This is a genomic window from Lapidilactobacillus gannanensis (assembly GCF_003946675.1).
Lineage (GTDB): Bacteria > Bacillota > Bacilli > Lactobacillales > Lactobacillaceae > Lapidilactobacillus > Lapidilactobacillus gannanensis.
In genome coordinates this window covers 17,277-39,065 of the sequence record NZ_RHOT01000023.1, presented here as the reverse complement: position 1 = coordinate 39,065, position 21,789 = coordinate 17,277, and the positions used below count along the sequence as shown (strand labels likewise).

23 protein-coding genes and 1 tRNA gene are annotated in these 21,789 nt (G+C 40.6%); 12 read left to right on the top strand and 12 right to left on the bottom strand.

Annotated elements, in window-relative coordinates:
- Positions 1-181: 181 nt before the first annotated feature.
- The 3 genes from EKM81_RS07280 to EKM81_RS07270 all read right to left on the bottom strand — a co-directional run bounded on the left by EKM81_RS07280 (position 182) and on the right by EKM81_RS07270 (position 2,642).
- A complete protein-coding gene (locus EKM81_RS07280; RefSeq protein ID WP_125650323.1) occupies positions 182-745 on the bottom strand; it encodes a DNA-3-methyladenine glycosylase I in 564 nt (187 codons plus the stop codon).
- 127 nt (positions 746-872) lie between these two features.
- A complete protein-coding gene (locus EKM81_RS07275; RefSeq protein ID WP_125650321.1) occupies positions 873-1,358 on the bottom strand; it encodes a universal stress protein in 486 nt (161 codons plus the stop codon).
- Between the two features lie 120 nt (positions 1,359-1,478).
- Positions 1,479-2,642 (bottom strand): glycerate kinase, encoded by a 1,164-nt coding sequence (locus EKM81_RS07270; RefSeq protein WP_125650319.1) that lies wholly within the window; start codon positions 2,640-2,642, stop codon positions 1,479-1,481.
- Positions 2,643-2,963: 321 nt separating this feature from the next.
- Here EKM81_RS07270 and EKM81_RS07265 point away from each other — a divergent pair, with 321 nt between their 5' ends.
- From EKM81_RS07265 to queG, 4 genes are all read left to right on the top strand, one after another.
- Positions 2,964-3,755: a tyrosine-protein phosphatase gene (locus tag EKM81_RS07265; protein WP_125650317.1), complete on the top strand. Its 792-nt coding sequence runs from the start codon at positions 2,964-2,966 to the stop codon at positions 3,753-3,755.
- Positions 3,756-3,919: 164 nt separating this feature from the next.
- Entirely contained in the window at positions 3,920-4,321 is a 402-nt protein-coding gene (locus tag EKM81_RS07260) for a hypothetical protein (protein WP_125650315.1), read from the top strand.
- 543 nt (positions 4,322-4,864) lie between these two features.
- A complete protein-coding gene (locus EKM81_RS07255; RefSeq protein WP_125650313.1) occupies positions 4,865-5,398 on the top strand; it encodes a hypothetical protein in 534 nt (177 codons plus the stop codon).
- Positions 5,399-6,565 (top strand): tRNA epoxyqueuosine(34) reductase QueG, encoded by a 1,167-nt coding sequence (gene queG / locus EKM81_RS07250; protein ID WP_125650311.1) that lies wholly within the window; start codon positions 5,399-5,401, stop codon positions 6,563-6,565. It abuts the gene before it with no gap.
- A gap of 350 nt (positions 6,566-6,915) precedes the next feature.
- Here the strand turns inward: queG and EKM81_RS07245 are convergent, their stop codons facing one another.
- The 3 genes from EKM81_RS07245 to EKM81_RS07235 are packed head-to-tail and all read right to left on the bottom strand — an operon-like array spanning position 6,916 to position 9,311.
- Positions 6,916-7,713, bottom strand: coding sequence for a hypothetical protein (locus EKM81_RS07245; RefSeq protein ID WP_125650309.1), 798 nt, complete (start codon positions 7,711-7,713; stop codon positions 6,916-6,918).
- Between the two features lie 25 nt (positions 7,714-7,738).
- On the bottom strand, positions 7,739-8,455 hold the full coding sequence (locus EKM81_RS07240) for a type I 3-dehydroquinate dehydratase (RefSeq protein WP_125650307.1): 717 nt from the start codon (positions 8,453-8,455) through the stop codon (positions 7,739-7,741).
- 13 nt (positions 8,456-8,468) lie between these two features.
- Complete coding sequence (locus tag EKM81_RS07235) at positions 8,469-9,311, bottom strand: hypothetical protein (RefSeq protein ID WP_125650305.1); 843 nt, start codon at positions 9,309-9,311, stop codon at positions 8,469-8,471.
- A gap of 350 nt (positions 9,312-9,661) precedes the next feature.
- Between EKM81_RS07235 and EKM81_RS07230 the strand changes: the two genes are divergently transcribed.
- The 3 genes from EKM81_RS07230 (at position 9,662) to EKM81_RS07220 (ending at position 11,773) form a co-directional block, all read left to right on the top strand.
- On the top strand, positions 9,662-11,029 hold the full coding sequence (locus EKM81_RS07230) for a hemolysin family protein (protein WP_125650303.1): 1,368 nt from the start codon (positions 9,662-9,664) through the stop codon (positions 11,027-11,029).
- A gap of 38 nt (positions 11,030-11,067) precedes the next feature.
- Positions 11,068-11,140: transfer RNA gene (locus EKM81_RS07225), tRNA-Ala, on the top strand.
- A gap of 177 nt (positions 11,141-11,317) precedes the next feature.
- Positions 11,318-11,773 carry a GtrA family protein gene (locus tag EKM81_RS07220; protein ID WP_125650301.1) on the top strand — a complete coding sequence of 152 codons (456 nt, stop codon included), beginning with the start codon at positions 11,318-11,320 and terminating at the stop codon, positions 11,771-11,773.
- Positions 11,774-11,910: 137 nt separating this feature from the next.
- Here the strand turns inward: EKM81_RS07220 and EKM81_RS07215 are convergent, their stop codons facing one another.
- The 6 genes from EKM81_RS07215 to EKM81_RS11450 form a co-directional block, all read right to left on the bottom strand.
- Complete coding sequence (locus tag EKM81_RS07215; protein ID WP_125650299.1) at positions 11,911-12,795, bottom strand: class A sortase; 885 nt, start codon at positions 12,793-12,795, stop codon at positions 11,911-11,913.
- Positions 12,788-13,669 (bottom strand): class C sortase, encoded by an 882-nt coding sequence (locus EKM81_RS07210; RefSeq protein ID WP_125650297.1) that lies wholly within the window; start codon positions 13,667-13,669, stop codon positions 12,788-12,790. The genes EKM81_RS07215 and EKM81_RS07210 overlap by 8 nt, the downstream gene beginning before the upstream one ends.
- Before the next feature lie 72 nt (positions 13,670-13,741).
- On the bottom strand, positions 13,742-14,446 hold the full coding sequence (locus EKM81_RS07205; RefSeq protein WP_125650295.1) for a hypothetical protein: 705 nt from the start codon (positions 14,444-14,446) through the stop codon (positions 13,742-13,744).
- 47 nt (positions 14,447-14,493) lie between these two features.
- Positions 14,494-15,366, bottom strand: coding sequence for a SpaA isopeptide-forming pilin-related protein (locus EKM81_RS07200; protein ID WP_125650293.1), 873 nt, complete (start codon positions 15,364-15,366; stop codon positions 14,494-14,496).
- On the bottom strand, positions 15,360-16,100 hold the full coding sequence (locus EKM81_RS07195) for a pilin N-terminal domain-containing protein (protein WP_125650291.1): 741 nt from the start codon (positions 16,098-16,100) through the stop codon (positions 15,360-15,362). The genes EKM81_RS07200 and EKM81_RS07195 overlap by 7 nt, the downstream gene beginning before the upstream one ends.
- Positions 16,101-16,147: 47 nt before the next feature.
- Positions 16,148-16,273 carry a hypothetical protein gene (locus EKM81_RS11450; protein WP_263853327.1) on the bottom strand — a complete coding sequence of 42 codons (126 nt, stop codon included), beginning with the start codon at positions 16,271-16,273 and terminating at the stop codon, positions 16,148-16,150.
- 585 nt (positions 16,274-16,858) lie between these two features.
- On the opposite strand from EKM81_RS11450, the gene EKM81_RS07190 reads away from it, so the two are divergent.
- The 5 genes from EKM81_RS07190 (at position 16,859) to EKM81_RS07170 (ending at position 21,746) form a co-directional block, all read left to right on the top strand.
- On the top strand, positions 16,859-18,142 hold the full coding sequence (locus EKM81_RS07190; RefSeq protein ID WP_125650289.1) for an alkaline phosphatase family protein: 1,284 nt from the start codon (positions 16,859-16,861) through the stop codon (positions 18,140-18,142).
- Between the two features lie 8 nt (positions 18,143-18,150).
- A complete protein-coding gene (locus EKM81_RS07185) occupies positions 18,151-19,404 on the top strand; it encodes an MFS transporter (protein ID WP_125650287.1) in 1,254 nt (417 codons plus the stop codon).
- Between the two features lie 154 nt (positions 19,405-19,558).
- Positions 19,559-19,921, top strand: coding sequence for a GntR family transcriptional regulator (locus EKM81_RS07180; protein ID WP_125650285.1), 363 nt, complete (start codon positions 19,559-19,561; stop codon positions 19,919-19,921).
- 2 nt (positions 19,922-19,923) lie between these two features.
- Complete coding sequence (locus tag EKM81_RS07175; RefSeq protein ID WP_125650283.1) at positions 19,924-20,808, top strand: ATP-binding cassette domain-containing protein; 885 nt, start codon at positions 19,924-19,926, stop codon at positions 20,806-20,808.
- 86 nt (positions 20,809-20,894) lie between these two features.
- Positions 20,895-21,746 (top strand): hypothetical protein, encoded by an 852-nt coding sequence (locus tag EKM81_RS07170; RefSeq protein WP_164509255.1) that lies wholly within the window; start codon positions 20,895-20,897, stop codon positions 21,744-21,746.
- Positions 21,747-21,789: the final 43 nt, after the last annotated feature.

Sequence of the window (21,789 nt, the reverse complement as noted above, 5' to 3'; positions counted from 1 at the left end):
AAGATAAAGACATACCCGTCAGTTTTCGAAAAAATACGAAAACTGACGGGATTTTTATGAACTATGAATAATTCAGGTTTATATAAGAATTGATTAATCAAATATGAATAACAAACAATATGATACGCTCATTTCTTCGTTTAAGCAAAATTTAAAATGTCTATTCAATAATTATTATAATCTAAACCTGACTTTTGGCAGGGCAGCCAACCAGATGATCATCAATCATACCAACGGCTTGTAGGAATGAGTAACAAATTGTTGGTCCCACAAATTTAAAACCAAGTTTTTTTAAGTCGGCTGAAATTTGTTGTGACAGTCGTGATTGTGCCGGTACTTCTTGGCTAGTTTGTGGATAGTTAATTTGCGGTTTTCCATCAACATAGTGCCATAAATATTGGTTAAAATCGCTGAATTCCGTTTTAGTCGGTAATGCCAAAATCACTTGCGCATTATTAACTGTAGCCATTAATTTCTGGCGATTGCGAATAATCGTCGTATCTGTTAGCAACTGTTCAATATCTGTTGTCGTCATCGCCGCCACTTTTGCCAATGAAAAATCAGCAAAATCTCGCCGAAAAGCTGCACGTTTATTCAGCACGGTCTGCCAACTCAAGCCGGCTTGATAAGTTTCTAAAGATAAGAGTTCAAACAGCTTCTGTGAATCATGTTCAGGATGGCCCCATTCCTGATCGTGATACGTCTTCATTTCTGGGGATGTCAGTGCCCAAGGACAAATGCCCATATTAGTGCCTCCATCTATTCATTATGCTCGAATTTTTTGATACTTTTTTAGCCAAAATAAAAGGTTCTGTAAAAGTAAAACATCCCCTTACAGAACCCAATCACTATTAATAGTCATGATAGCAAACTTACTTTTTCTTCTTACCTTGGAATTTATTGTCTAAATCCGTCCGGACAATCAAAACATCACATGGTGCATGACGATTAACATATTCAGTTACCGAACCAACCAATACTCGTTCAACCGCATTAAGGCCAGTTGCACCAATCATAATCATGTCATTATGATGATCTCGTGGGAAATCACGGGCAATGACAACTTTAGGATTACCAAAACGAATATGAATGTCAATATCTTTTAAACCACTTTTTTCAATTGCAGCTGCTTTAAGATTCTCTAAATAATTCTGCGCATCTTCAGAGATTTGATAAATGGCATCCCCGGTTAAGCTGCCACCATAATTACCAACAAACTGCTTTGTATCCAAAACTGTTAACAGGTCTAAATGAGCCCCGTTAGTTTGTGCAATTCGCTTAGCTTTATCAAAGGCCAATTCAGCCTCTGGTGAACCATCAACAGGAACTAAAATATTATGATATTCTTGTTCAGCCATTACTAGCACCTACTTTCTCTTCTATATACAAATGATAAACTCTGAGCGCTATTATTTCAAGTTATGGGCTGTTTCAATCGGATTTACCAATTTCTCAGTCCTTAAATCAGCACTAATCAGTTAAATTATCCGAGGTACTAATAACTTCATCATTTCCTGACTGGTATTCTCCAAGCTAAGAATCAAATCAGCCACTTCTGGTTTGATTTCAGCATGATCTTGATTATTCTGCCAATTTGCATTAGGCGCTAGCAGCATCGTGCTGACAGCAGGCAAATTAAGCTCACTAACTGGTAAATCACGCTGCAACGTTAATAAACCAGTAGGCAGATGCGCCTCGTTGCAGAGGAGCGCTAAATGGCCAAGATATGAATTCAGAAAATCCTGATGAATACCAGCAGTTGTTAAAATAGTCGCATCAAAATCCTCTAAAAAGTGCGCAAGTTTCATTTTATCAAACAGCCAAGCAAAGGGATCAGCAACTAACTCACCATTCAAACAAACTAAGGCTCCGGCAATGCCACCACCAGCACCAGTTCCAGCCATTTGACTCAGGTCATAACCAATTGCATTACGCATCATACGATTGAAACTGCCTGCGCGAACATCAAGCCGAACTACCTGCTCCTTAGTTAAACCTAACTGTTCCCCGCTTTTAACAATCGAACTCTGGTGACCACTGAAGACTGTTGGATCAGCAGTTAAAATTGTAAATTTGACCTTAGCCAATAAATCTGTGGCTTTAGCCAAATCAATCTGACCAAAATTAATCAATGGGTTCTCACCAACTGGAATTGAGTCACCACTTTCATCGGCAACAACAGCACCCAATGCTTGTAGCAAGCCCAGGCCGCCATCAACCATGCCCGTTGCCCCTTGTAATAAAACAATTTCCTGAGCTTCATTAGTAACAGCGTCCAAAATAAGTTGACCTAAGCCATAACTGGAAGCATGAAATAAATCATGATTATCATAGTGCTGACTCAATTCAGGATTACTAAAAGCACTCGCGTCAATTACCGCTGTTTTTTGATAATCCAAGTTCGTCATTAAATAATCATCTTGGCGTGTTTCCCAAGCAGGGCCATAATAATTGAACTTGACCAAATCGCCGCCATTCCAGCTATGTAGTGCCTGAACAATCTGACTTAGTTTACCATCAAAAGGTAAATTAATGATTTCCGCTTCACCGTAGTTGGCCTGAATTACATTGGCGATTGTCGTACCGGACTGAGCAGCCGTCACTTGACCTGTCAAATCCTGATTTGCTAAAAGAATTCTCATCTGATTGCACCTACGATTTCTTTAAAATAATCTTTTAAACGAGCTATCTGCGCATAATTGCTTCATCGGTTTACCTTAATTAAGGCAAATAAAAAGAACTAACCTAATTGTACCAGTTATCACTGATTTTGACGTCAAAATTACTATTAACAAATAGTAATCCTTAACCAGTTCCCGAAAACAACAATATTTTCATTAAGTTGATCCACAAAAAAACAGATTCACCTTAGCTAATTCAGCGAAAAACCTACTTCGGCTTAATATTTCCTGTTATGATTAAGAAGATTATTAATTTAGGTAATTACAGAAAGGAATCTTAATATGACATCACGTCTACTTAATATTAAAAATGGTCATAATTTCCGCGAACTTGGTGGTTATCAAACACAAACTGGTCAGCACATCAAATATCACAAGATTGTTCGCTCTGGTCATCTGTGTGATCTATCAGTTGCTGATCAAACTTACTTAAATGACTACGGCGTTTTTCAAGACATCGATTTCCGTTCAACTGATGAAGTCAAGAACGGTCCTGACAAAGTTCCGAGCCAAGCAGAATATATTTTTGATCCCGTTTTCTCTGAAGACGAAACCCACAGTACTGAAGATGCCGAGAAAATAGCCACTGAATTAAACGAAAAACCAAATATCGGCTATCAAAAAATGGTTGAAGCCTATCACAACCTCGTCACTGATCCTCATGCCATCAAAGCGTATCAACGTTTTTTTGAGCTTCTACTAGCCAATGATCAGGATAACCAAGCCATTCTATTTCACTGCACAGGTGGTAAAGATCGGACTGGGATGGGCGCTTATTTCCTATTAAATGCGTTAGGCGTTGACCAAGCGACAATTCGGCAAGATTATTTAATGACTAATGACGTCACTCAAGATTTTCTCAAAGAATTTTTGCAAGATTTAAAGAAAAAAGGTCACAATTCCGTCTCAATTGAAAACTCGCGGGCATTTTGGATTGTAGATCCTGGATATTTAGCTCAAGCAGAGGCTGATATTAAGGCAATGTCAGGAAATGTTCACAATTACTTAAAATATGAATTAAATGTGAACGAAAATGACCTTGCGGATTTGCGGAAAATTTATTTGACTGATTAATTCGTGCCAAACTTCTTTTTTTAGAAAGATTTTTATCATAGATGCTTCATAGCCGTCAGTTATTATAATAACCGTAGTCAAGTAAATGACTTCTCCCCCAATAATTTTGAAGCACAAATTTTCTTTTTCATCTCCCCCCAATACTTGAAAAAGATATCATTCTAATGAATGCAGAAAAGCAGACCTTAGGCGTCTGCTTTTTTTGTGCGCTCAAAACAGGGCACTACTTGTTAGTACCTTGTGTTCAGAACGATTTAAAACTAAAGCGGGTTGTGGAACTGTGCTTAATGCCAAGTCTTCCCCAATTTGAGAAGGTGGTTGCTGGGCGATTTTATCTAAAGTTGGTTTGGGGCGAAACAGTGGACAACTCCGTTGCGGCCGGCGGGTTGTGGAACGCAGCCCGCAATGCAGTCAGAACCAATTCCGTTTCAAAAACTTCACCAGATTTTAGTGTTTTTGAACTTGGGTTTGTAATTGGCTTCAATCAATGCCGGCAGCGTTCCACGACAAGCAGCCCGCAATGCAGTCAGAACCAATTCTGTTTTAATAACTTTACCGGGTTTTAGTACTTTGAACTTGGGTCTGTAATTGGCTTCAATCAGCCGGCCGTATTCCACGACAGGCAGTCCGCAATGCAGTCAGAACTAATTCTGTTTTATCAACCTTACCAGATCTAAAACTTCAGCTGCTAATATCATTCAAAATAGTCATTCGCAATTATCCTAACTTCATTTAATGACACAAAAAAATAGCAACCATCTTAATTGACGGTTGCTATTACTTAGGATTTTCTAAATGTGAAGAAAGTGTGAAGATTTTGTGACGAAACTATGAACATCAATTATTTGATGTTGCAATGCGTGATTCCTATAGCTCTATCCTAACAAACTAGTGTATACTTTTCAAGGAAAGTTCTTAAAAAAAATCTTTCCTTAAATCTTGACCTAAATTGGTTCAGAAAATCGTTTTCTAATTGTTGGTGGTAGTAACTACGGAACTTGATTCAGCTTGCCGTTAGGACCACTTTTATTCTATATTAGGCGCACAGATTTTTGGAAAGAATTATTTAATTTTACATTATTATAAAACACTAAATGAGGTACCTTGCAATGAGAACACAATCAGTGCGCTGGATTACTTTTATCGCTTTAATGGGCGCGTTGGGTGTAGGCTTAAATTACTTAACTGCCGCGTTACCAAATTTCTCGATGATTTTGGCTTTTTTCTTATTAATTTTAAGCTATGCCGGTGGCGTTGCGGGTAGTTTAACAATGTTAATAACTGTTCTGGCTGCCAATATTCGAACTGGCGGTGTTGGTCCTTGGACGCTTTTTCAAATAATAGCTTATTTAATTATCTTCATGATTTGGCAACTGCTTAGTAAAACTTTTGTACTAAAAAAATGGCGTCTAAGTCGAGCAGTTATTGCCGCTCTATTAGCGTTTAGCTTCGGCTTTTGGAATGCCCTGTTTAACGTGCCATTTTATCATTTGCCAAATTTTCTAGCCTATTACTTGCAAGGGTTACCCTTTGACACAGCCTACTGCTTGGCAACTGGGATTACCTATTATTTCATGGATCGTTATTTATTTCCGCTACTACAACGACGAGTCCCTGAATTATCACGGAAGGAGCATCATTAATTGGTTAACGATCAACTTAAACAAGCGATTATTGCGGCCAGTCAGGAAATTGGAATTGATAAAATTGGTTTCACTACGGCTGCAGATTTCGAACATTTGCGGCCTAGTTTAGTTGCCCAAAAGGCTGCTGGCCATACGACCGGTTTTGAACATCAAAACTTAGATGAACGCTTAGATCCAGATTTAATTTTTGACCAGCCACAGTCGATTATTGCGATTGCTTTGGCCTACCCAACTCGCATGAAGCAGCGGCCGCCGCGGACTGACTATCACCGTGGCCAATTTGCGCGTGCTTCCTGGGGCGACGATTACCATCAAATTCTGCGCAACAAAATGACTGCTTTAATTGCCCAAATCAAGGAACTGGCTGATCAAGCAACAGAGATCACTTTTAAGCCCATGGTTGACACTGGTGAGCTGATTGATGTTGCTGTGGCGCAACGTGCTGGGTTAGGCTTCATCGGCCGCAATGGGCTATTAATAACGCCTGAATTTGGTTCCTACGTTTACCTTGGCGAAATTATTACCAATCTATCTTTGACACCTGATCAACCAATGGCTAATCAATGTGGTACTTGCCGGCGTTGCATTGAAGCTTGTCCGCCTCAAGCGTTAATGGGCGATGGCCGTTTAAATGGGCAACGCTGTCTGTCCTACCAAACGCAAACCAAGGGGTTAATGCCTGCAGAATTTCGGCCACTCATTCGTAATGTAATTTATGGTTGTGATATTTGCCAAATCGTCTGTCCTTTTAATAAGGGGAAAGATTATCACTATCATGAAGATATGGAGCCTGATCCAGAGGCGGTCATGCCCGAATTAGTACCACTCTTAAGTATTAGTAACCATGATTTTAAATTAAAATTTGGTCCCATGGCCGGGTCGTGGCGCGGAAAAAAACCGCTCCAACGTAATGCCATTATTGCATTGGTCAATCTTCATGATCATAGTGCCCTGCCAAATTTACTGGCCGTCATTGACACAGATCCACGGCCAGTTATCCGGGCAACCGCAGCTTGGGCCGTCGGTGAATTAGCTGAACAGGCTAATCCGGTATTAAATGATTTTCTCAAGCAAGCCCTTGCTAAGGAAGACCCCACTAATCAGGAAATTATTCAGGAATATCAACAGGCCTTAGCAAAACTAGCAGCACTTGAACAACAATAGGTGTAACCAACATAATACTGCTCAGTCTGCCAGTTGTTATTTGCATAAAACATGACGATCGCTTTTTACTACAAAACAAATGAACTTCAGTGGTTAAAGTGTTGTCCCAAGGCAACTGCTATCGCTTTACGCAAAAATAACGAACAATTCTTATCGCAGAATTGTTCGTTATTTTACGTTAATGCTCAACGGCTGATCGTCTTAAATAAAATTGGTTATTCTTTGAAAAAAAGCTTTCATCAGAAAATTTGTTTTCCTTTTAATTCCTGATATCTCAATTTCTTGCGGCCAGTATTAGTAGCTAAATTCCTAATCTACCAAGTTTATTTGTCGCCTATTAATACAACTCATTATTCAGGAATCTGATTCTTCACATAGGTAGTCACAATTCCCTTGCTAGAGGTAGTCAATTGACTGATCCCGTTATCACGCGTGAAGCTAGTTGTATAGGCCTTACCAGTAGCCGGCGTATATTTGATTTCAAGCTTCTTATTATCGCTATGATTACTAATAACCATGAACTTACCAGTTTCAACCTGCTTGCTTACACTACTGTAGCGTTCATAAGTGCCATCAGGATTATAGTTGGTCGTCAGCGCATCTGTGGCACTCTCATCAGTATTCATCCAAGTACCGACTAATTCTTCACGGAAGGTATTCGGCGTGCCTGAGAATGCTTTAGGCAACAATAAATCGGTTGTCAACTGACTTGCTTCACCAGTTAGTGTAAAGCGACCGAAGCCAACAATCATTAACTTCTTCTTAGTTGTATCAAAACGGACACCTAAATAATTACCAATGCCACCAATATCCTGATCCAAACCGTGTAGTTTTACTAAAACATCACGGCCAGTTGCACCAGCAATTTGGAAAGTTCCGTCAGTCTTAGCACCATTACTAGTCTCATAAATCCACTTACCGTCAGGATTAAAAGTAAATTTCACCCCAGCACTTGTTGTCCAAGTGCCAATTAACGGCACCGTCGTTAATTTGACTTTCTTGTTGCTAGTTGTTTTGCTTGAAGTACTGGTTTGCTTACTGCTGGAGGAAGTACGGCCACTATTCTTGGTGGTTGTTTGACTTTGACAAGCAGTCAGTAGAAAAATCAATGGTAATAGTAGTAACAGAAATTTTCTGAATTGTTTCATAGTGGTCCTTTCTTGCGAAACAGAACTAATCAAGGAGAATTTGATCCAATTGATGCAATGGTAGTTGCCCTGGTGCTGAGCCAGTCGCCGTTAAAGCACCGAAACTCACTTGGGAACCAAATAGTGGCCCAATTATGCGCGAACTTTGACCGCTAGCACCCATGGCCATGGTGATCAAAGGCTGTGAAAGCTCATGATATGCCTGCCACGTCGCCGTTAGCAGCGCTAATGTATCGGCGTTATTACGACTAACCACCGCTAACTTCAAATAATCAGTTGGTGCAGCGGTTGTCGCCATTTTACGCAAAATAGTTAAATTTTGCAAATAAGATTTTGCTACTAAACCATGGCAACTCCAAATAAAACGTTGTCGGTTACCAGCTAGTTGTCGTAATTGTTGCGAAAACTCAGTCATCGTTGGTAACCACTGCACATCCCAATAAGCTGCCGATAACTGCGGCAGCCACTGTAAAAGCCGTTCTTGATAGGCAGTAGTAGTCAAATTCAACTGACCACCAGCAACTTTAGTACGCAATGTTATGATCAATTGCTGCGGCAGGATCTGCTGTCGCAGTAGTTGATAGCCGCGTAATAAGTTAGACCAGTTTTGCCAATAATCTAATCGCCACTCTACCAGTAATGGGTGTCGCAACTGGGCTTGAGCCAGTTTGGCTAACTGCTGACTCAACTCACTGCTGTTAGTGGCAGTGAGCGAGACAGCAATTTTAGACGGATTTCTCATTTTGGCGCTCGCCCTACTTACCGGTTACGCGATGCCACCAAGATTGTTTCTTAGTTTTGTTATCATCAGGTAATTGCATGTCCGCCAAACTATGCGGATGATCATATACCTGTTCTTGGTCGTTAGTGCCCTTTTCGTCGTCAAAAGTCAAATGGTGAGTCGCACTTTCGGCAGCGGCAGGATCATCGCTGGGTAACGGTTCGGTGAATTTTAAGCCACTATCAGTCGTTGACTCTGCGGCCGTTTCGGGTTCTGGATCAACTGGATCCTCTTTAGAAACTGTTTGTGTGGTCGCCGCGTTCTTGGCAACAGTCTGTTCGATCAAGGCAGCATCAGCCGCGGCACCAGTGGGATCGGCAGCCAAGTTAGCTTCTGGATTAGGGGCCACTGGTTGTGTACCAGCCAAAGTTGGTCGTGCCTCTAATTGAGCGATTCTTTCTTCAAGCTTGATCAAACGTTGTCTCGTTGTTAAGACCTCACCCTTCAGACGCTGGCAAAGTTCCCATAGTTGTGCCTGATCATCACGGTTATTTAGTTGCGCCGCTGAAGTAATAATCTGTTGTTGATTGCCCTTAGCAAAAATCTGTTGTGCTGCTGATTGCAAAGTCATATCCCGCTGCTTACTCAGCGCCACTAATTTTTGTAAATCAATCAGATTCTTCTCAGTATACGAGCGAACATTCTGTTGATTTCTTGTAAAGTAATTGGAATTATTAGTTACCTTCTCGACTAATAACGAATACTTACGTAAAGTTGGCACACTAATATGAAGTAGTTTTGCCAAGTCAGCTGGCATATATTGTTGATTTGTTTCTGTTGCCAATTGTTTCACCCCTGTAATTTCAACTAATTTCATTATAGCGTCCGTTATAACGCCGTGCAACCGTTAGCCTATCAAGATTCGGCGAATTATTTGGCTCAGTCCCCTCACTTGACCGATTTAGCAAGCAGCAATCGGTTAGGAACCGGCATCTTTACGTTAAAGTCCTACTAGAATGCGCAGCTAAGCCGTCACATAAAATAGCCAGGCTGTCACCAAATTGGCCCCTGATTGTTGCTTGTCAACTAGCAGCCACTTGATAAAACTAAACCAATGCCTTAAAACATGTTAGAATAGGTAGGAACAGTGATGATTGTCGCGTTCGACACATCACTTGTCACTGGCAAATCGTCAGTAATCTATTATAAATAATGGGGCTTTCTTCTGTGAGTGCAAATACCATCTCGACTAATTTACTTATTATTGTTATTACGTTTATTGCGGCAACTTTCTTTGTTGCTGCTGAATTTGCGTTAGTTCAAACCCGGAGTAGTCAAATCGAGGAACTACTCGACAAAAACAACGGTAATCAGCGGAAGTTGAAGCGGGCACTGAAAATGGTGCAGAGCTTAAACGAATATTTATCAACTACCCAAGTCGGCACAAGTTTAACTGGGATTATCCTAGGTTGGATTGGTGAGACGACTATCGAACAGTTATTAGTTGATTTCTTCGGTTGGGCACACTTTGCTTCTGGTAATTCTTTAAGTGCGCTGGGCGCTGTCGTTGGTGTCATCCTCTTAACCTATTTGGAAGTGGTTATTACCGAAATCGTGCCGAAGAATATCAGTATCGATATGCCATTAAAAGTACTGATGGCTGTCGTAACGCCACTATTCTGGTTCCATAAAATTTTCTATCCTTTTGTCTGGCTGCTGAACGTTTCAGCTTCTGGAATTGTGCGGATGTTGGGCATGCAAGTCGCTAATGAGGAAAATGAAGTCTTCTCGCAATCCGAGATTTTGAACTTATCCAAAGTAGCCGTTTCTGGTGGTAGTTTGGATAAAAATGACTTACTTTACATGGAACGAGCTTTCGAGTTAAACGACCGAATTGCTAAAGACATTATGACTGACCGTACCCAACTGACCGTAATCGATGTTTCACAGACTGTTCACGAGGCGTTAGGCGTTTACCTGTCAGAAGGTTACAGCCGTATTCCTGTGACACGAGATAACGACAAGGATAATTTAATCGGTTATATTTATTCTCATGATATTGTGCAACAGAATCAAGTTAATGGCAGTTTAGGTGTTAGTCGTATTTTACGAGCCTTGATTACTGTGCCAGAAAGTATGCCGATCGATGAAATTCTACAGTTGATGCTGAAGAAACAAACACCAATCGTTGTCGTTGTCGATGAATATGGTGGGACTAGTGGCGTGGTAACTGATAAGGATATTTATGAAGAATTATTTGGCGCCGTTCATGATGAAATTGACGATGTTTCCGATGACTATATTATTAAGCAAGACGATGGCAGCGTGAAGGTCAGTGGCAAGGCCACCTTGTATGACTTTGAACGCTACTTCCATACGAAATTACCAGCCTTTCAAGAGTCCGATATTATTACAGTTGGTGGCTTCTTCATGGAGAATTATCCTAATTTAAAAGTCAGCGAAACAGAAAACATTGGGCAGTTTACATTCAAACTCACTGAAATCGAGCACGGTTTCATGAACTGGTTCACGGTTAGCGTAACACCAGTACCAGCTGAACCAGAATTAGCTGCAACATCTGCTGAGAAAGACTAGTCAAAGTACTAAATTTGCGGTAAAATAAAACACGTATTGGGTCCTTAGCTCAGTTGGGAGAGCGCTTGCTTCGCATGTAAGAGGTCAGCGGTTCGAATCCGCCAGGATCCATTGACGTGAAAAAAGCGACAATTATGGGGAATATCTCCAGATTGTCGTTTTTTATTAGGTAGCAAAAAAACAATTTCTATTTTAATTACGAATTAGCAAGTTTATTAATTGTTCTCACGCCAGTCGTGCCATGAACCTAATATATTTTTTAGAAAAACGACGAAAGTAAGTGTCCTCATGAAAGAAAACTTATTTATTAAACGGTTACTCCAAAATAAACTGATTCAACAATTTGTTAAGTTTGGCCTAGTTGGTGGTCTGAACACAATTCTGACCATGATTATCTACTACTTGACCTATCAGTATATCGGCCCTTCATTGGCTAATGGCTTAGGCTTTTTCTTGACCTCGATTCTCGGAATTTACTTAAACTTCAAATACGTATTCAAGAGTGACCATTTCACAGCTTGGACTTTAGTCAAATATTACACTACTTATGGTATTGCCATGCTGATCAGCATGTACATCCCCCATCTATGGGTCAATGTTTGGGGCCTATCTGCTAAAATTGCTCCTTGGATTTCCCTGATCATCACGATTCCGTTTAATTTCGTACTAATGCGCATTTGGGTTTTTCGCAAGAAAAAAACAAGTACCCCATCCGAAAAACCTGAAATTGAGCACCATATCTAATAATACTTAAAAACGTTATGACATCAACACTCACCCAATAATGAGATGCTGGTTATCATAACGTTTTTTGATAACTTGCCAATTTATTGACAGTCATTTCCTTAACTGATAATCAAAGCCACTACACTGATTTCAACTCAATTACTGCCATCATTATTTGTTCGCAAATAACCGCTAATTCCGAACCACCAACTAAGTAATAACAAGCCCAAAAGACTAATCAACCACGAAAAGTTAAAGACATGACTGCTAACAAATATGGTTAGCTGCTCAAAATTCGTCTGAACTACTGATAATTGTGTCTCATTGGTTAAATTATTAGTATCAACACTTAACCCAATCTTGCTTAACCTCTGTGTAATTGGTCGTTGAGCAACTAACCGTCCCACCACAACCCGGCGCCAGGGCGTTTGCGCGCCACCCTCGCAGCGAATTAAAGTCAGTTGAGCAGTAGTTTGAACATTATCCAAGACAGATACCTGTGACTGTGCCACAACCTGATTTTGTTGAACTTGGTAATCATAAATTTTACTCTGATTGGTAATAAACAGATGATCACCGCGTTGTAGCTGATTAATTCGTTGTAGTAAAACATCAGCACCATCAAAATTATGGGCAATCAGTACTTGATTCCCACTGGCATCAAGAGCCCGTTGTGGAAAATAGCGAGCCACGCCGGCACTCAATGTTGCCATCGTGGGCGTGCTAAATATTGGTAGCTTGATTGCCACTTTTGGAATTGACAATTCGCCAATTCCTTGCGTCGCTACCAATTGTTGAAACTGAGTTCGTGCCGACAACAGATCTCGGGTGTTGGCATCAGTAATTAACTGAGCTTGTTTAAGCTGTCCAGAATTTGACACAGAGGTCTGTTTTAAGTGATGCTTAATCTGTTTCTTAGTTAATTGATACTGTGTTTGATCCTGCCCGGTTAATAAACGTTGATAACTCCAGTAATAGATTCCAGTAACTAGCAGCGTCAACAACAACGGTAGCGTTAGCCATTTTAAAAGATTATTCATCTTGCCCACGATCTTTTCTACGATTACGCCACCACAGCCAGAGAATAACGATAATTGCTAACAACGGAATAATACTAAGCAAGGCCATAATATTCTCAGGTGTCCACTGAGAACGTATTTGAACCGGGGTGTGATGTGCTTGTTTCAATTTAGTTCGGCGAGCATAAACCACTAAACGGCGATTATTGATGTACCGAGGTGTGCAAGTCATTAAGGCAATCTGGTCTTGATTTTTTTTGGCATATGAAGTGCGAATACTACTGGGCTGATTGGGATCGAGGACAAGCCGTCGAGTTACTTTATAAGCGAATTCTTGATTAACCACCGTCACATAAATCAGATCCCCTTTCTTAAGATAACGAATGTTATCAAAAAAAACCTGACTCATTCCTGTATGACTGGTAATTTCGGCTAATGTCCCCCGTCGACCGTTAGGAATACTCGTCCACGGTAATAAGCCAGCACCATGAGTTAGTGCCCAATCATCATCACCATAATAAAAAGGCATACTTGACATTTTAATTGCTGGCACTGTGACAAACCCCAGAGGATGTCGTAATTCTGGTTGAAACTTCCTAACTAAAGCTAAGCGGTCTCGACTGGCATTAGTACCACCAATTTGGTTCATCTGTTGCTGCTGAACCACTAACTGATTGTACTGATTAATTGCTTGATTGATTGATTCTTGCCGATCATTCTTTTTTGGAGTGACGCTTCTTTCAACCGTCAGTGCAGCTTTTTGATTGGCCGCCATTTGCTGAGTTGTTCGCAGGTACGGATAAAGTAATAAACATGCTGCCGCTAATAGTAGCACCACACTCATCACTAACAGCCACGGTGAGCGCTTTTGCTTATCTGAGTTCTTCATCTTCATCGAAACACACGCCCTCCTTATTTTCAATAAATGAAATCAGACGCTACCATACCAGGTAACGTCTGATTTTATTTAAGAATTTTTCTGCCGTGCTGGTTTAAAAACTACGCCACCAATGGCTAATAAAAAAGTTCCGCCGAATACTAAAATCAACCAACTTGGCAATACGTGCCCACTAGACTGCATGATTTTAGCATTAGGTCCAAGTTCATTAGCACTATTGCCTGTTGCTGGACTGGAAGTTATTGTTGCTGGTGATTTAGCTGCTGATGTTAACCCAGACTTAGGCACATAATCAAACTCATCATTAGCCGCACCAGCTAAACCATGGTCAGCAAAATAAATCAAAACTGGTGTTGCTGGCTTAGGAACACTCGTGGAAACCTGTTCACTTAACAGGTAATACCCAGCTGATAACGAATCATTCCGATAAATTGCGTGACCAGCTTGATCCGTAATCAGTGTTACCGTGAATAACCGACTACCAATTGAAATTCGATAAGACTGTGGATCAGACACTTGGGGCTGACGTTGCGAATTAGTTGGTGTCACTGCCTGTAGCTGATAATGGACTCCTGCCAGTGGTGCTGTTTGTTGCGTGACTGTTTGATTCGAGGTCTTAATAGTAATCAACTTATCAATCTTCACTATTGCTGCCTGAGCGGCTTGCGTCGGTTGATAACAGCAGAGTCCTACCAGTAAAAGGCTACTAATAAGTAACCAATTTCTAATTATTTTCCAATCTTGTTCTAAATCATGACTACCTCGAAAAAACATTGGCTCACCTCCACTTTCCGGTTGATACTTGACAACCAACAGTGGCATTAACGAGCAGAACGATGATCACCATGACGCCGCCGACTATTGTAAACAACAATCAATGCCCCCGCAATAACAACGAGTAGTGCAGCCACAATTATCAGATAAAGATTCATCTTAGAACCGGATAACGGAAAATTAGGTAAAAATGATTTACTATCAACAAACGTGGCATCTAGAACTGTATCTGCTGAAGCAGTTACTTCACGAATACCACTATCGCGGTCATAACCAGATGGTGCGTTAGTCTGAACTAAATAATACTTCTGTTCTTTTGTAGTAGAATCAACCTGTAAGCCGGTTAATGAGACATTACCATCAGCATCGGAGGTTAAAATAACAGGTTCAGTGATGCCATAATTTGTATCATCGTCCTTAAGTTTGGAGAGTTGTAGCCATTTCCCAGCTTTAGCATCTGCCAAGGAAGCGGCTACATGAAAGGTTGCACCTGACAGTGGACTTTGATTATTATCAACCACTTTCGCATTTACGTTACCGAAGTAGACATTCACTGAAGACTGCGGGCGCTCAGTCGTAGTAATCCCAACCGAATTTTTGTAAGTGACTGTAAAATTATTTGGCGCTACAGTTGTCGCTGGTACACTGCTTGTAGCAGCAAGTGCTCTTACCGTAGTATTAATTAATACAAAAATTTTTTTTGAACCTTTCACCTTATCCATACCAGAGGAGCTTATCGTAATCGGCAAACCTACACTATGATTTTCGGCGTCTATATCACTGGAATTCAATCGTGCTACTGTACCATCAGAAGTTTGGTAAAATACACGAATATCAGCATCAGGACCGGAGATATCCATATTATTTTTCTTAACTTGGTCTGGAAATTCTTCTATAGAATCACTAACAAACTTTAGCACTGAAGTATACTAGTAATATCTGTTGGCGTATCAATAGTATATTTATAAATCACATGACCTTGGGACATGGTCGAGGTCATCTGCGTATCCGGATTATCAGTAGTACCAAGCGGATTATCAAGGGTACTGTGAAAAGCAATCGTTGGATTTAACGTCGTACTAACAACTTCATTTTTAGGATAAACATTGACATCATAATTCACTGAATTATTAGTTCCTGAAGTCGCGTCTGCATTTACTTGCGGCACACTCACGATAAATGCTGGCGTTGGTGTTGCAATTGAAAGTGACGCTAACTCAGTGACCAAGTATAAGCCATCAACATCCGTTCCAGTACCTAAATTTTGCTTGTAAGTACCATCTGCATTAGTTGAACCCTTGAAAGGATCACCAGACATTTGATAAGTATCTGGATTGCTTGCTACAATACTATCTGAAGTTTCACCAGTTTTTGGTACTACTTTTTGAATAGTAAATTGAACATTGGCAAGTGGTGTGGAAGTACTCGCAGGTGCATCAGTAGTGGTCCCGGTGGCACTCTCATTTTTACCGGTTGCCTGTGCAGCTGTACCAGCATATTTGTGGATTGTGATACTCCGAGTACTGGAATCATCAATTGTTGCATCAACTGTATCTGCAAAAACAGTCGCTTGCTTAACACTAGTAGTCAAACCAACTGTAGCTAACAATAATAGGCTCATAAATAAAGCCCTAATCATAAATTTACGTTTCATTAATAAAACCCCCAATTATTTACAGCATCAATTCTTCATTACGACTTCTAAGCTAGTTCTAGTTCATCGATAAACTTCGTCATTAACAAATAAAAAAATATTAGAACCACGTCATCCTCCAAGAACAATTGGATAAACGATAAATCACTGACTTTTTCAATAAAAAAAGCCATGCCAGCAAACGAGTTTGCAAGATGACTAGCACTGATAAATTTGAAATTTGATAGTTAATCGAGAATTTAGTAATTACTATTCAAAACCTTGACTCCCATCAAGATTGCTCAAAAGTTATTGCCACAATAATCATTCATTAATTGTCATAAATCCAGATTTAAAATTATTTAATCGCTCATTAATACCATGATTTCATTAAACGAGCTGGTCTCATAACAGCGTTAGTCCCCATACAAACGTTAGCTTTATCATACTATTAAGATATCGTAATCATAAGACCATTGCCACAATATTTACTTTGCATTTTTATACTATAATAAGCTTTTTATTTAAGCAAGCATCATTATAAAAGCACTTTGAAACTCTCGTTATTTCAATTTCACTAATGACACTGATCATGACACAATCATTATTCAAAAATATTTAATCACGGCCGGCCTAAATGGAATCTATCAAAACATACTAATTCTATTGCTGAGGAATCTGATGACACTTAACTAGTCATTACATCTCAATCTTAAGTGGCGTATAATTTAAGTAATCTTAAATAAATCATTTATCACCTGATAAAGGAAGTTTTCAGTATGGCAAATCGACATATGGTCATTATTTCATTAGATTCTCTGGGCTTTCGCGATTTACGCGAGCACCAAGATGAATTACCAACCTTAAAAAAGCTGATTCACACCGGTGCTTGGGCCAAATCAGTCACGGGTATTTATCCCACGCTAACTTATCCTTCGCACACCACCATCATCACTGGTCAATACCCAAGCGCCCATGGGATCGTCAACAATACCAAAATTCAACCAGAGCGGCGTTCACCTGATTGGTATTGGTATCAAAAAGATGTCAAAGTACCAACACTTTATGACTTAGCTCGTGAGCAGGGCTTGAAAACTGCTGCCTTTTTGTGGCCCGTTACCGCTGGTAGTAAAATCACTTATAATCTGGCCGAAATTTTTCCTAATCGTATTTGGACTAATCAAGTGCTGGTCTCATTGAAAGCAAGCTCACCCCTATTTATTCTTGAGTTAAATCATAAATATGGTCAGCTCCGTGATGGCATCCATCAGCCACAATTAGACGCGTTCATTACGGCGTGCGCCGTTGATACATTGAAGAATAAGCGGCCTGACCTGACCATGATTCATTTAGTTGCTATGGATAGCATGCGCCACCGTTATGGCGTTCGTTCTGCTGAAGCAATGACTGCTTTACACACATTAGACCAACAAGTTGCTGAAATGATTCAAGCAACGAAAGATGGTGGCTTTTATGAGGACACCAATTTTGTGATCCTAGGCGACCACTACCAAATCAATGTCGATAAAATGATTCACTTAAATACATTATTTGCCCAGAAAGGTTGGCTCAAACCTGCTGCCGATCAAACTTTTAAGGAATGGTCAGTTATGGCAAAAACCTGTGACGGTAGCACCTATATCTACACCAAAAACTTCACGAAACTGGCTGAGTTACGCCAAGCTATCAGTCAAGTCGAGGGCGTCGAAAAAATTTATAGTCGCAAAGCTGCCAGTCAGCGTGGTGCTGATCCTGAATGCACCTTGATGGTTGAGGCCAACGAAGGCTACTACTTTACTGATGAAAGTGATCGTCCTGAGATTGTCGAGCAAGTCGACCCGGGTAGTCTAGGCACTCCCGACCGTTACCACGGCGTTCACGGTTACGATCCAGATAAGCCCGACTATCAGACCACGATTCTGTTCAATGGCCCCGCTGTTAAAGCTGGCGTTGAAATCGAACAGGCTAATTTAGTCGATGAAGCACCAACCTTTGCCCAGCTACTCGGTCTCGAATTTCCAGAGCCACTACCTGGTCATGCCTTAAGCGAGATTTTTAAGTAGGAGGACATATGAAAAACAAATTTAGCAAACAACAATGGAGTTGGATCTTTTACGATTGGGCCAACTCCGGTTACGGCATTATTATTACAACGGCCGTATTACCGGTTTACTTCAAGGCTGTCGCTCAAAGCAGTGGTGTCAGCGCCGCCAATTCGACAGCTTACTGGGGTTATGCCAATAGTTTCGGCACTTTGATTGTTTCGTTATTAGCACCAGTTTTAGGCGCGTTAGCTGATTATCGCGGCTTTAAGAAAAAGATGCTTAACTTCTTTACCTGGGTTGGTATCTTGACTACTTTGGGGCTCAGTTTTATTCCCACTTCCCAATGGCGCTGGCTTTTAGCCGTCTACATCCTCTCCATCATCGGCTATTCAGCGGCCAATCTTTTTTACGATAGTTTTTTGACTGACGTTGCGCCTAATAACGATATGGATTCACTGTCCTCCTATGGTTACGGCTTTGGTTACTTGGGTGGCGTTATGGCGTTCATTCTGTTCTTAATTCTGCAACTTACCAAGGGCTTTGGCCAATTATCAAGTTTTGGCGTTGCTCGCTGGAGTTTCGCCTTAGCCGCGGTTTGGTGGCTGATTTTCTATGCCCCACTATTGAAAAACGTCCAACAAGTTTATGCGATTGAACCGGATCGCCATCCCGTTCGTGACAGTTTCAAACGCGTTTGGCAAACTTTAAAGCACATTCGTCAGTACAAAGAAGTGGCTTGGTTCTTAATTGCCTACTTCTTCTACATTGACGGTGTTGACACCATCTTCACCATGGCGACTTCAATTGGGATGGATATTGGCATCACTACCACCACTTTGATGATTGTGCTGCTGGTTGTCCAACTGATTGCCTTTCCGTTTTCACTGCTCTATAGTTGGTTGGCGAATAAAACATCAACCCGCGTTGGCATCCTAACTGGGATTATTATTTATCTGTTTATTTGCCTCTATGCTTTGAAATTAAATACAACCGCTGATTTCTGGTTCTTAGCCGTGCTAATCGGAACCAGTCAAGGCGGGATTCAAGCGCTAAGCCGCTCTTACTTCGGTAAACTCATCCCCAAAGAATCCGGTAGTGAATTCTTCGGTTTCTACAATATCCTTGGTAAATTCTCAGCCGTTTTAGGCCCCGTCATTGTCAGTGTTGTCACCCAGATTACTGGGCGCTCAACAATTGGTGCAGCTTCATTAAGTATCCTTTTCGTGATTGGCCTAGTCATTTTCTTATATTTACCAAAATTAATTCGCCAGAAAAACTAACTGCTATTTTAAATAATATTGCTGAATTAAAAAGTTGTTGCCAAAACTCACTCGAGTTGGGCAACAACTTTTTTTCTCGGAAATAAAATAAAAGTTTCACTTGTTTTTAATAGTGTACTAGGTATAATAGTACACGTAAAGGAGTTGATTACTGATGGCACCGAATTTTTCAGGTCAGGCCTACTATGAACGCCTTGCTTTTAAGATTAAAACGGAAATTCTGCAAGGAATTTGGCAACCCGGTGACAAGCTACCATCTGTGCGCGACATGGCCGTTCAAGAAAATTTAAATCCTAATACTGTTGCAAAAACTTATCGTTTGCTCGAAAGCCAACAGCAAATTTATACCGAACCAGGTCGCGGGTCATTTATTAGTCAGCCAGCCGAACAAGTTAATCAGCAACAAGTCGCCAAATTACATCATCAATTCCAACAGTTTGTCGTTGAAGCACGCGCTCAGGGTTTGACCCAAAACCAACTACAAGCTTGGTTAACCGAACAATTTCAGGAGGAGTAACTGTGAAATTAACCGTTAAAGAACTTTCTAAACAAATTCAACATCATCAAATTCTTCAACAAATTACTTTCAGCTGGTCAGCTGGAGAAATTGTCGGGCTTGTTGGTCGCAATGGTGCAGGTAAAACCACACTGATGCGCTGTCTAACGGGACAATATCGAATTGATCAAGGCGAGATTGCCCTTGACCAGCAATCCTTCACAACCGCACCAGCAGGCCGCCAAGAACTCATTATGGTTGATCCACAACAGAATTTCTTCAAAGGCTATGCCTTGAAAACAGTCGCCACTTTTTACGCTGAGCTTTACCCTAACTTCGACCAGAAACGATTCAGTGAATTGATGGCCCACCAAAAACTAGCGCCAGAGAAACGATTTCGCGATCTCTCTAAGGGCCAACAAGCGTATGTAGCTATTGCCCTAGCAATCACCAGTGGCGCTAAGTTTATCCTACTTGATGAGCCATTTGATGGATTGGATTTGTTGGTTCGCGAAGACATCATTAAATTAATCATTAAGGCCAATACTGATCACCAACAGGGTTTTCTGATTGCTTCCCATAACCTAACTGAATTGGATGGCCTATCAGATCGCGTGTTATTCCTGAAGCACGAACAATTGGTAGCTGATATCAGTTTGGAAACCTTTCGTACCCAAAGCAAAAAGTTACAGCTGGTCTTTCGACAGAATCAAGTACCTAAATTATTAAGTGACCAAGGTCAGATCTTATCTATTCACGGTCGAGTAATTGAAGTTTTCTTTAAAGCCTACACGCCGGAAATTGATCGGAACTTAAAGGGACTAGCCCCAGTCTTGATGGAGAGCTTGCCACTAAGCTTAAGTGATCTCTTTAAAGTTGAATACGCCTATGGAAAGGATGATCTTTAATGCCAACTGCTTTGAAAAAAATCATTCGTCTTCGCCAACGACCAATTCTGATAGTCACCGCAATCATGACCGCTCTATTAATTCTGATGAGATTAACAATGATGCCAAGTTATCACCAAAGTATAATCCTTAAACAACTCGCCCAACCAAAGCAAACGGGACCGTGGTACTTTAATGTTTATGTTAATTTCCCTGCTCAAGCTTATGGGTTCTTCTTTTTGAGCATGTTTTGGGGCTGGTTAAATGGTGTCCGTGACAACAATGGACGCTTTTACAGCTTTCTCATAACAAATGGCTACAATCGCAAACAAATTTTCAGAACCCTTTGGTGGGAGCGGGCTTGGCCAATTTTAACGTTAGGCTTGATCTATTGGGGTAGTCTCACTTTGATTTGGACACTAACCTTATCTTGGTCTGGATTGAAAGTAAGCCTAAGCCAGCTACTATTAATCATTCTAACCAATCTGCTCATTAACCAAGCGGCCTGGATTATGATGACCTTCGTTAGTCTGTTCTTTAGCAATGCTATTTTTAGTTTACTAGCCTTGGCTGCCTTTTGGTGGACTGCTGGACAAGTCGTTTACTATCTCGATCATCCCCATTTCGATTTGTGGAATAATTTTCTTTACCCAATGACTGATATGAAGTTTTGGCCGTTAGCTGGTATTTATTTAGCCATCATATTTGGTGGCACCCTGGCAAGTTATTGGCTATTTCAACATATTTCTGGTGAAAATATTGGTGAATTTTTCGTTATTCCGCAATCACGTTGGGCTTTTTCAATCTTAATGATGGTCTTGGTTGCGATTGTTTTTTACAATATGCCAGGTGTTTCATCAATTTTCATTATAATACTGTTATTTGTTGTAATTATAATGACTAATCTCTGGTCAACTTTGCATCAGCGGTGGCCGATCTTTAACTTTAATCGTCACTAAAGAATCGGGCAATTTATTTGAAATGATTGGACTCTTTATTATC

Bases quoted from the DNA above. Each gene is read 5' to 3' on its own strand.
- EKM81_RS07275 (WP_125650321.1), bottom strand. From the start codon at position 1,358: ATGGCTGAACAAGAATATCATAATATTTTAGTTCCTGTTGATGGTTCA.
- EKM81_RS07235 (WP_125650305.1), bottom strand. From the start codon at position 9,311: ATGAAATTAGTTGAAATTACAGGGGTGAAACAATTGGCAACAGAAACA.
- EKM81_RS07170 (WP_164509255.1), top strand. From the start codon at position 20,895: ATGAGATTAACAATGATGCCAAGTTATCACCAAAGTATAATCCTTAAA.
- EKM81_RS07205 (WP_125650295.1), bottom strand. From the start codon at position 14,446: ATGTTTTTTCGAGGTAGTCATGATTTAGAACAAGATTGGAAAATAATT.
- EKM81_RS11450 (WP_263853327.1), bottom strand. From the start codon at position 16,273: ATGGCTTTTTTTATTGAAAAAGTCAGTGATTTATCGTTTATCCAATTG.
- EKM81_RS07280 (WP_125650323.1), bottom strand. From the start codon at position 745: ATGGGCATTTGTCCTTGGGCACTGACATCCCCAGAAATGAAGACGTAT.
- EKM81_RS07270 (WP_125650319.1), bottom strand. From the start codon at position 2,642: ATGAGAATTCTTTTAGCAAATCAGGATTTGACAGGTCAAGTGACGGCT.
- EKM81_RS07180 (WP_125650285.1), top strand. From the start codon at position 19,559: ATGGCACCGAATTTTTCAGGTCAGGCCTACTATGAACGCCTTGCTTTT.
- EKM81_RS07245 (WP_125650309.1), bottom strand. From the start codon at position 7,713: ATGAAACAATTCAGAAAATTTCTGTTACTACTATTACCATTGATTTTT.
- EKM81_RS07195 (WP_125650291.1), bottom strand. From the start codon at position 16,100: ATGAAACGTAAATTTATGATTAGGGCTTTATTTATGAGCCTATTATTG.
- EKM81_RS07210 (WP_125650297.1), bottom strand. From the start codon at position 13,669: ATGAAGATGAAGAACTCAGATAAGCAAAAGCGCTCACCGTGGCTGTTA.
- EKM81_RS07260 (WP_125650315.1), top strand. From the start codon at position 3,920: ATGAATGCAGAAAAGCAGACCTTAGGCGTCTGCTTTTTTTGTGCGCTC.
- EKM81_RS07255 (WP_125650313.1), top strand. From the start codon at position 4,865: ATGAGAACACAATCAGTGCGCTGGATTACTTTTATCGCTTTAATGGGC.
- EKM81_RS07265 (WP_125650317.1), top strand. From the start codon at position 2,964: ATGACATCACGTCTACTTAATATTAAAAATGGTCATAATTTCCGCGAA.
- EKM81_RS07240 (WP_125650307.1), bottom strand. From the start codon at position 8,455: ATGAGAAATCCGTCTAAAATTGCTGTCTCGCTCACTGCCACTAACAGC.
- EKM81_RS07185 (WP_125650287.1), top strand. From the start codon at position 18,151: ATGAAAAACAAATTTAGCAAACAACAATGGAGTTGGATCTTTTACGAT.
- EKM81_RS07220 (WP_125650301.1), top strand. From the start codon at position 11,318: ATGAAAGAAAACTTATTTATTAAACGGTTACTCCAAAATAAACTGATT.
- EKM81_RS07215 (WP_125650299.1), bottom strand. From the start codon at position 12,795: ATGAATAATCTTTTAAAATGGCTAACGCTACCGTTGTTGTTGACGCTG.
- EKM81_RS07190 (WP_125650289.1), top strand. From the start codon at position 16,859: ATGGCAAATCGACATATGGTCATTATTTCATTAGATTCTCTGGGCTTT.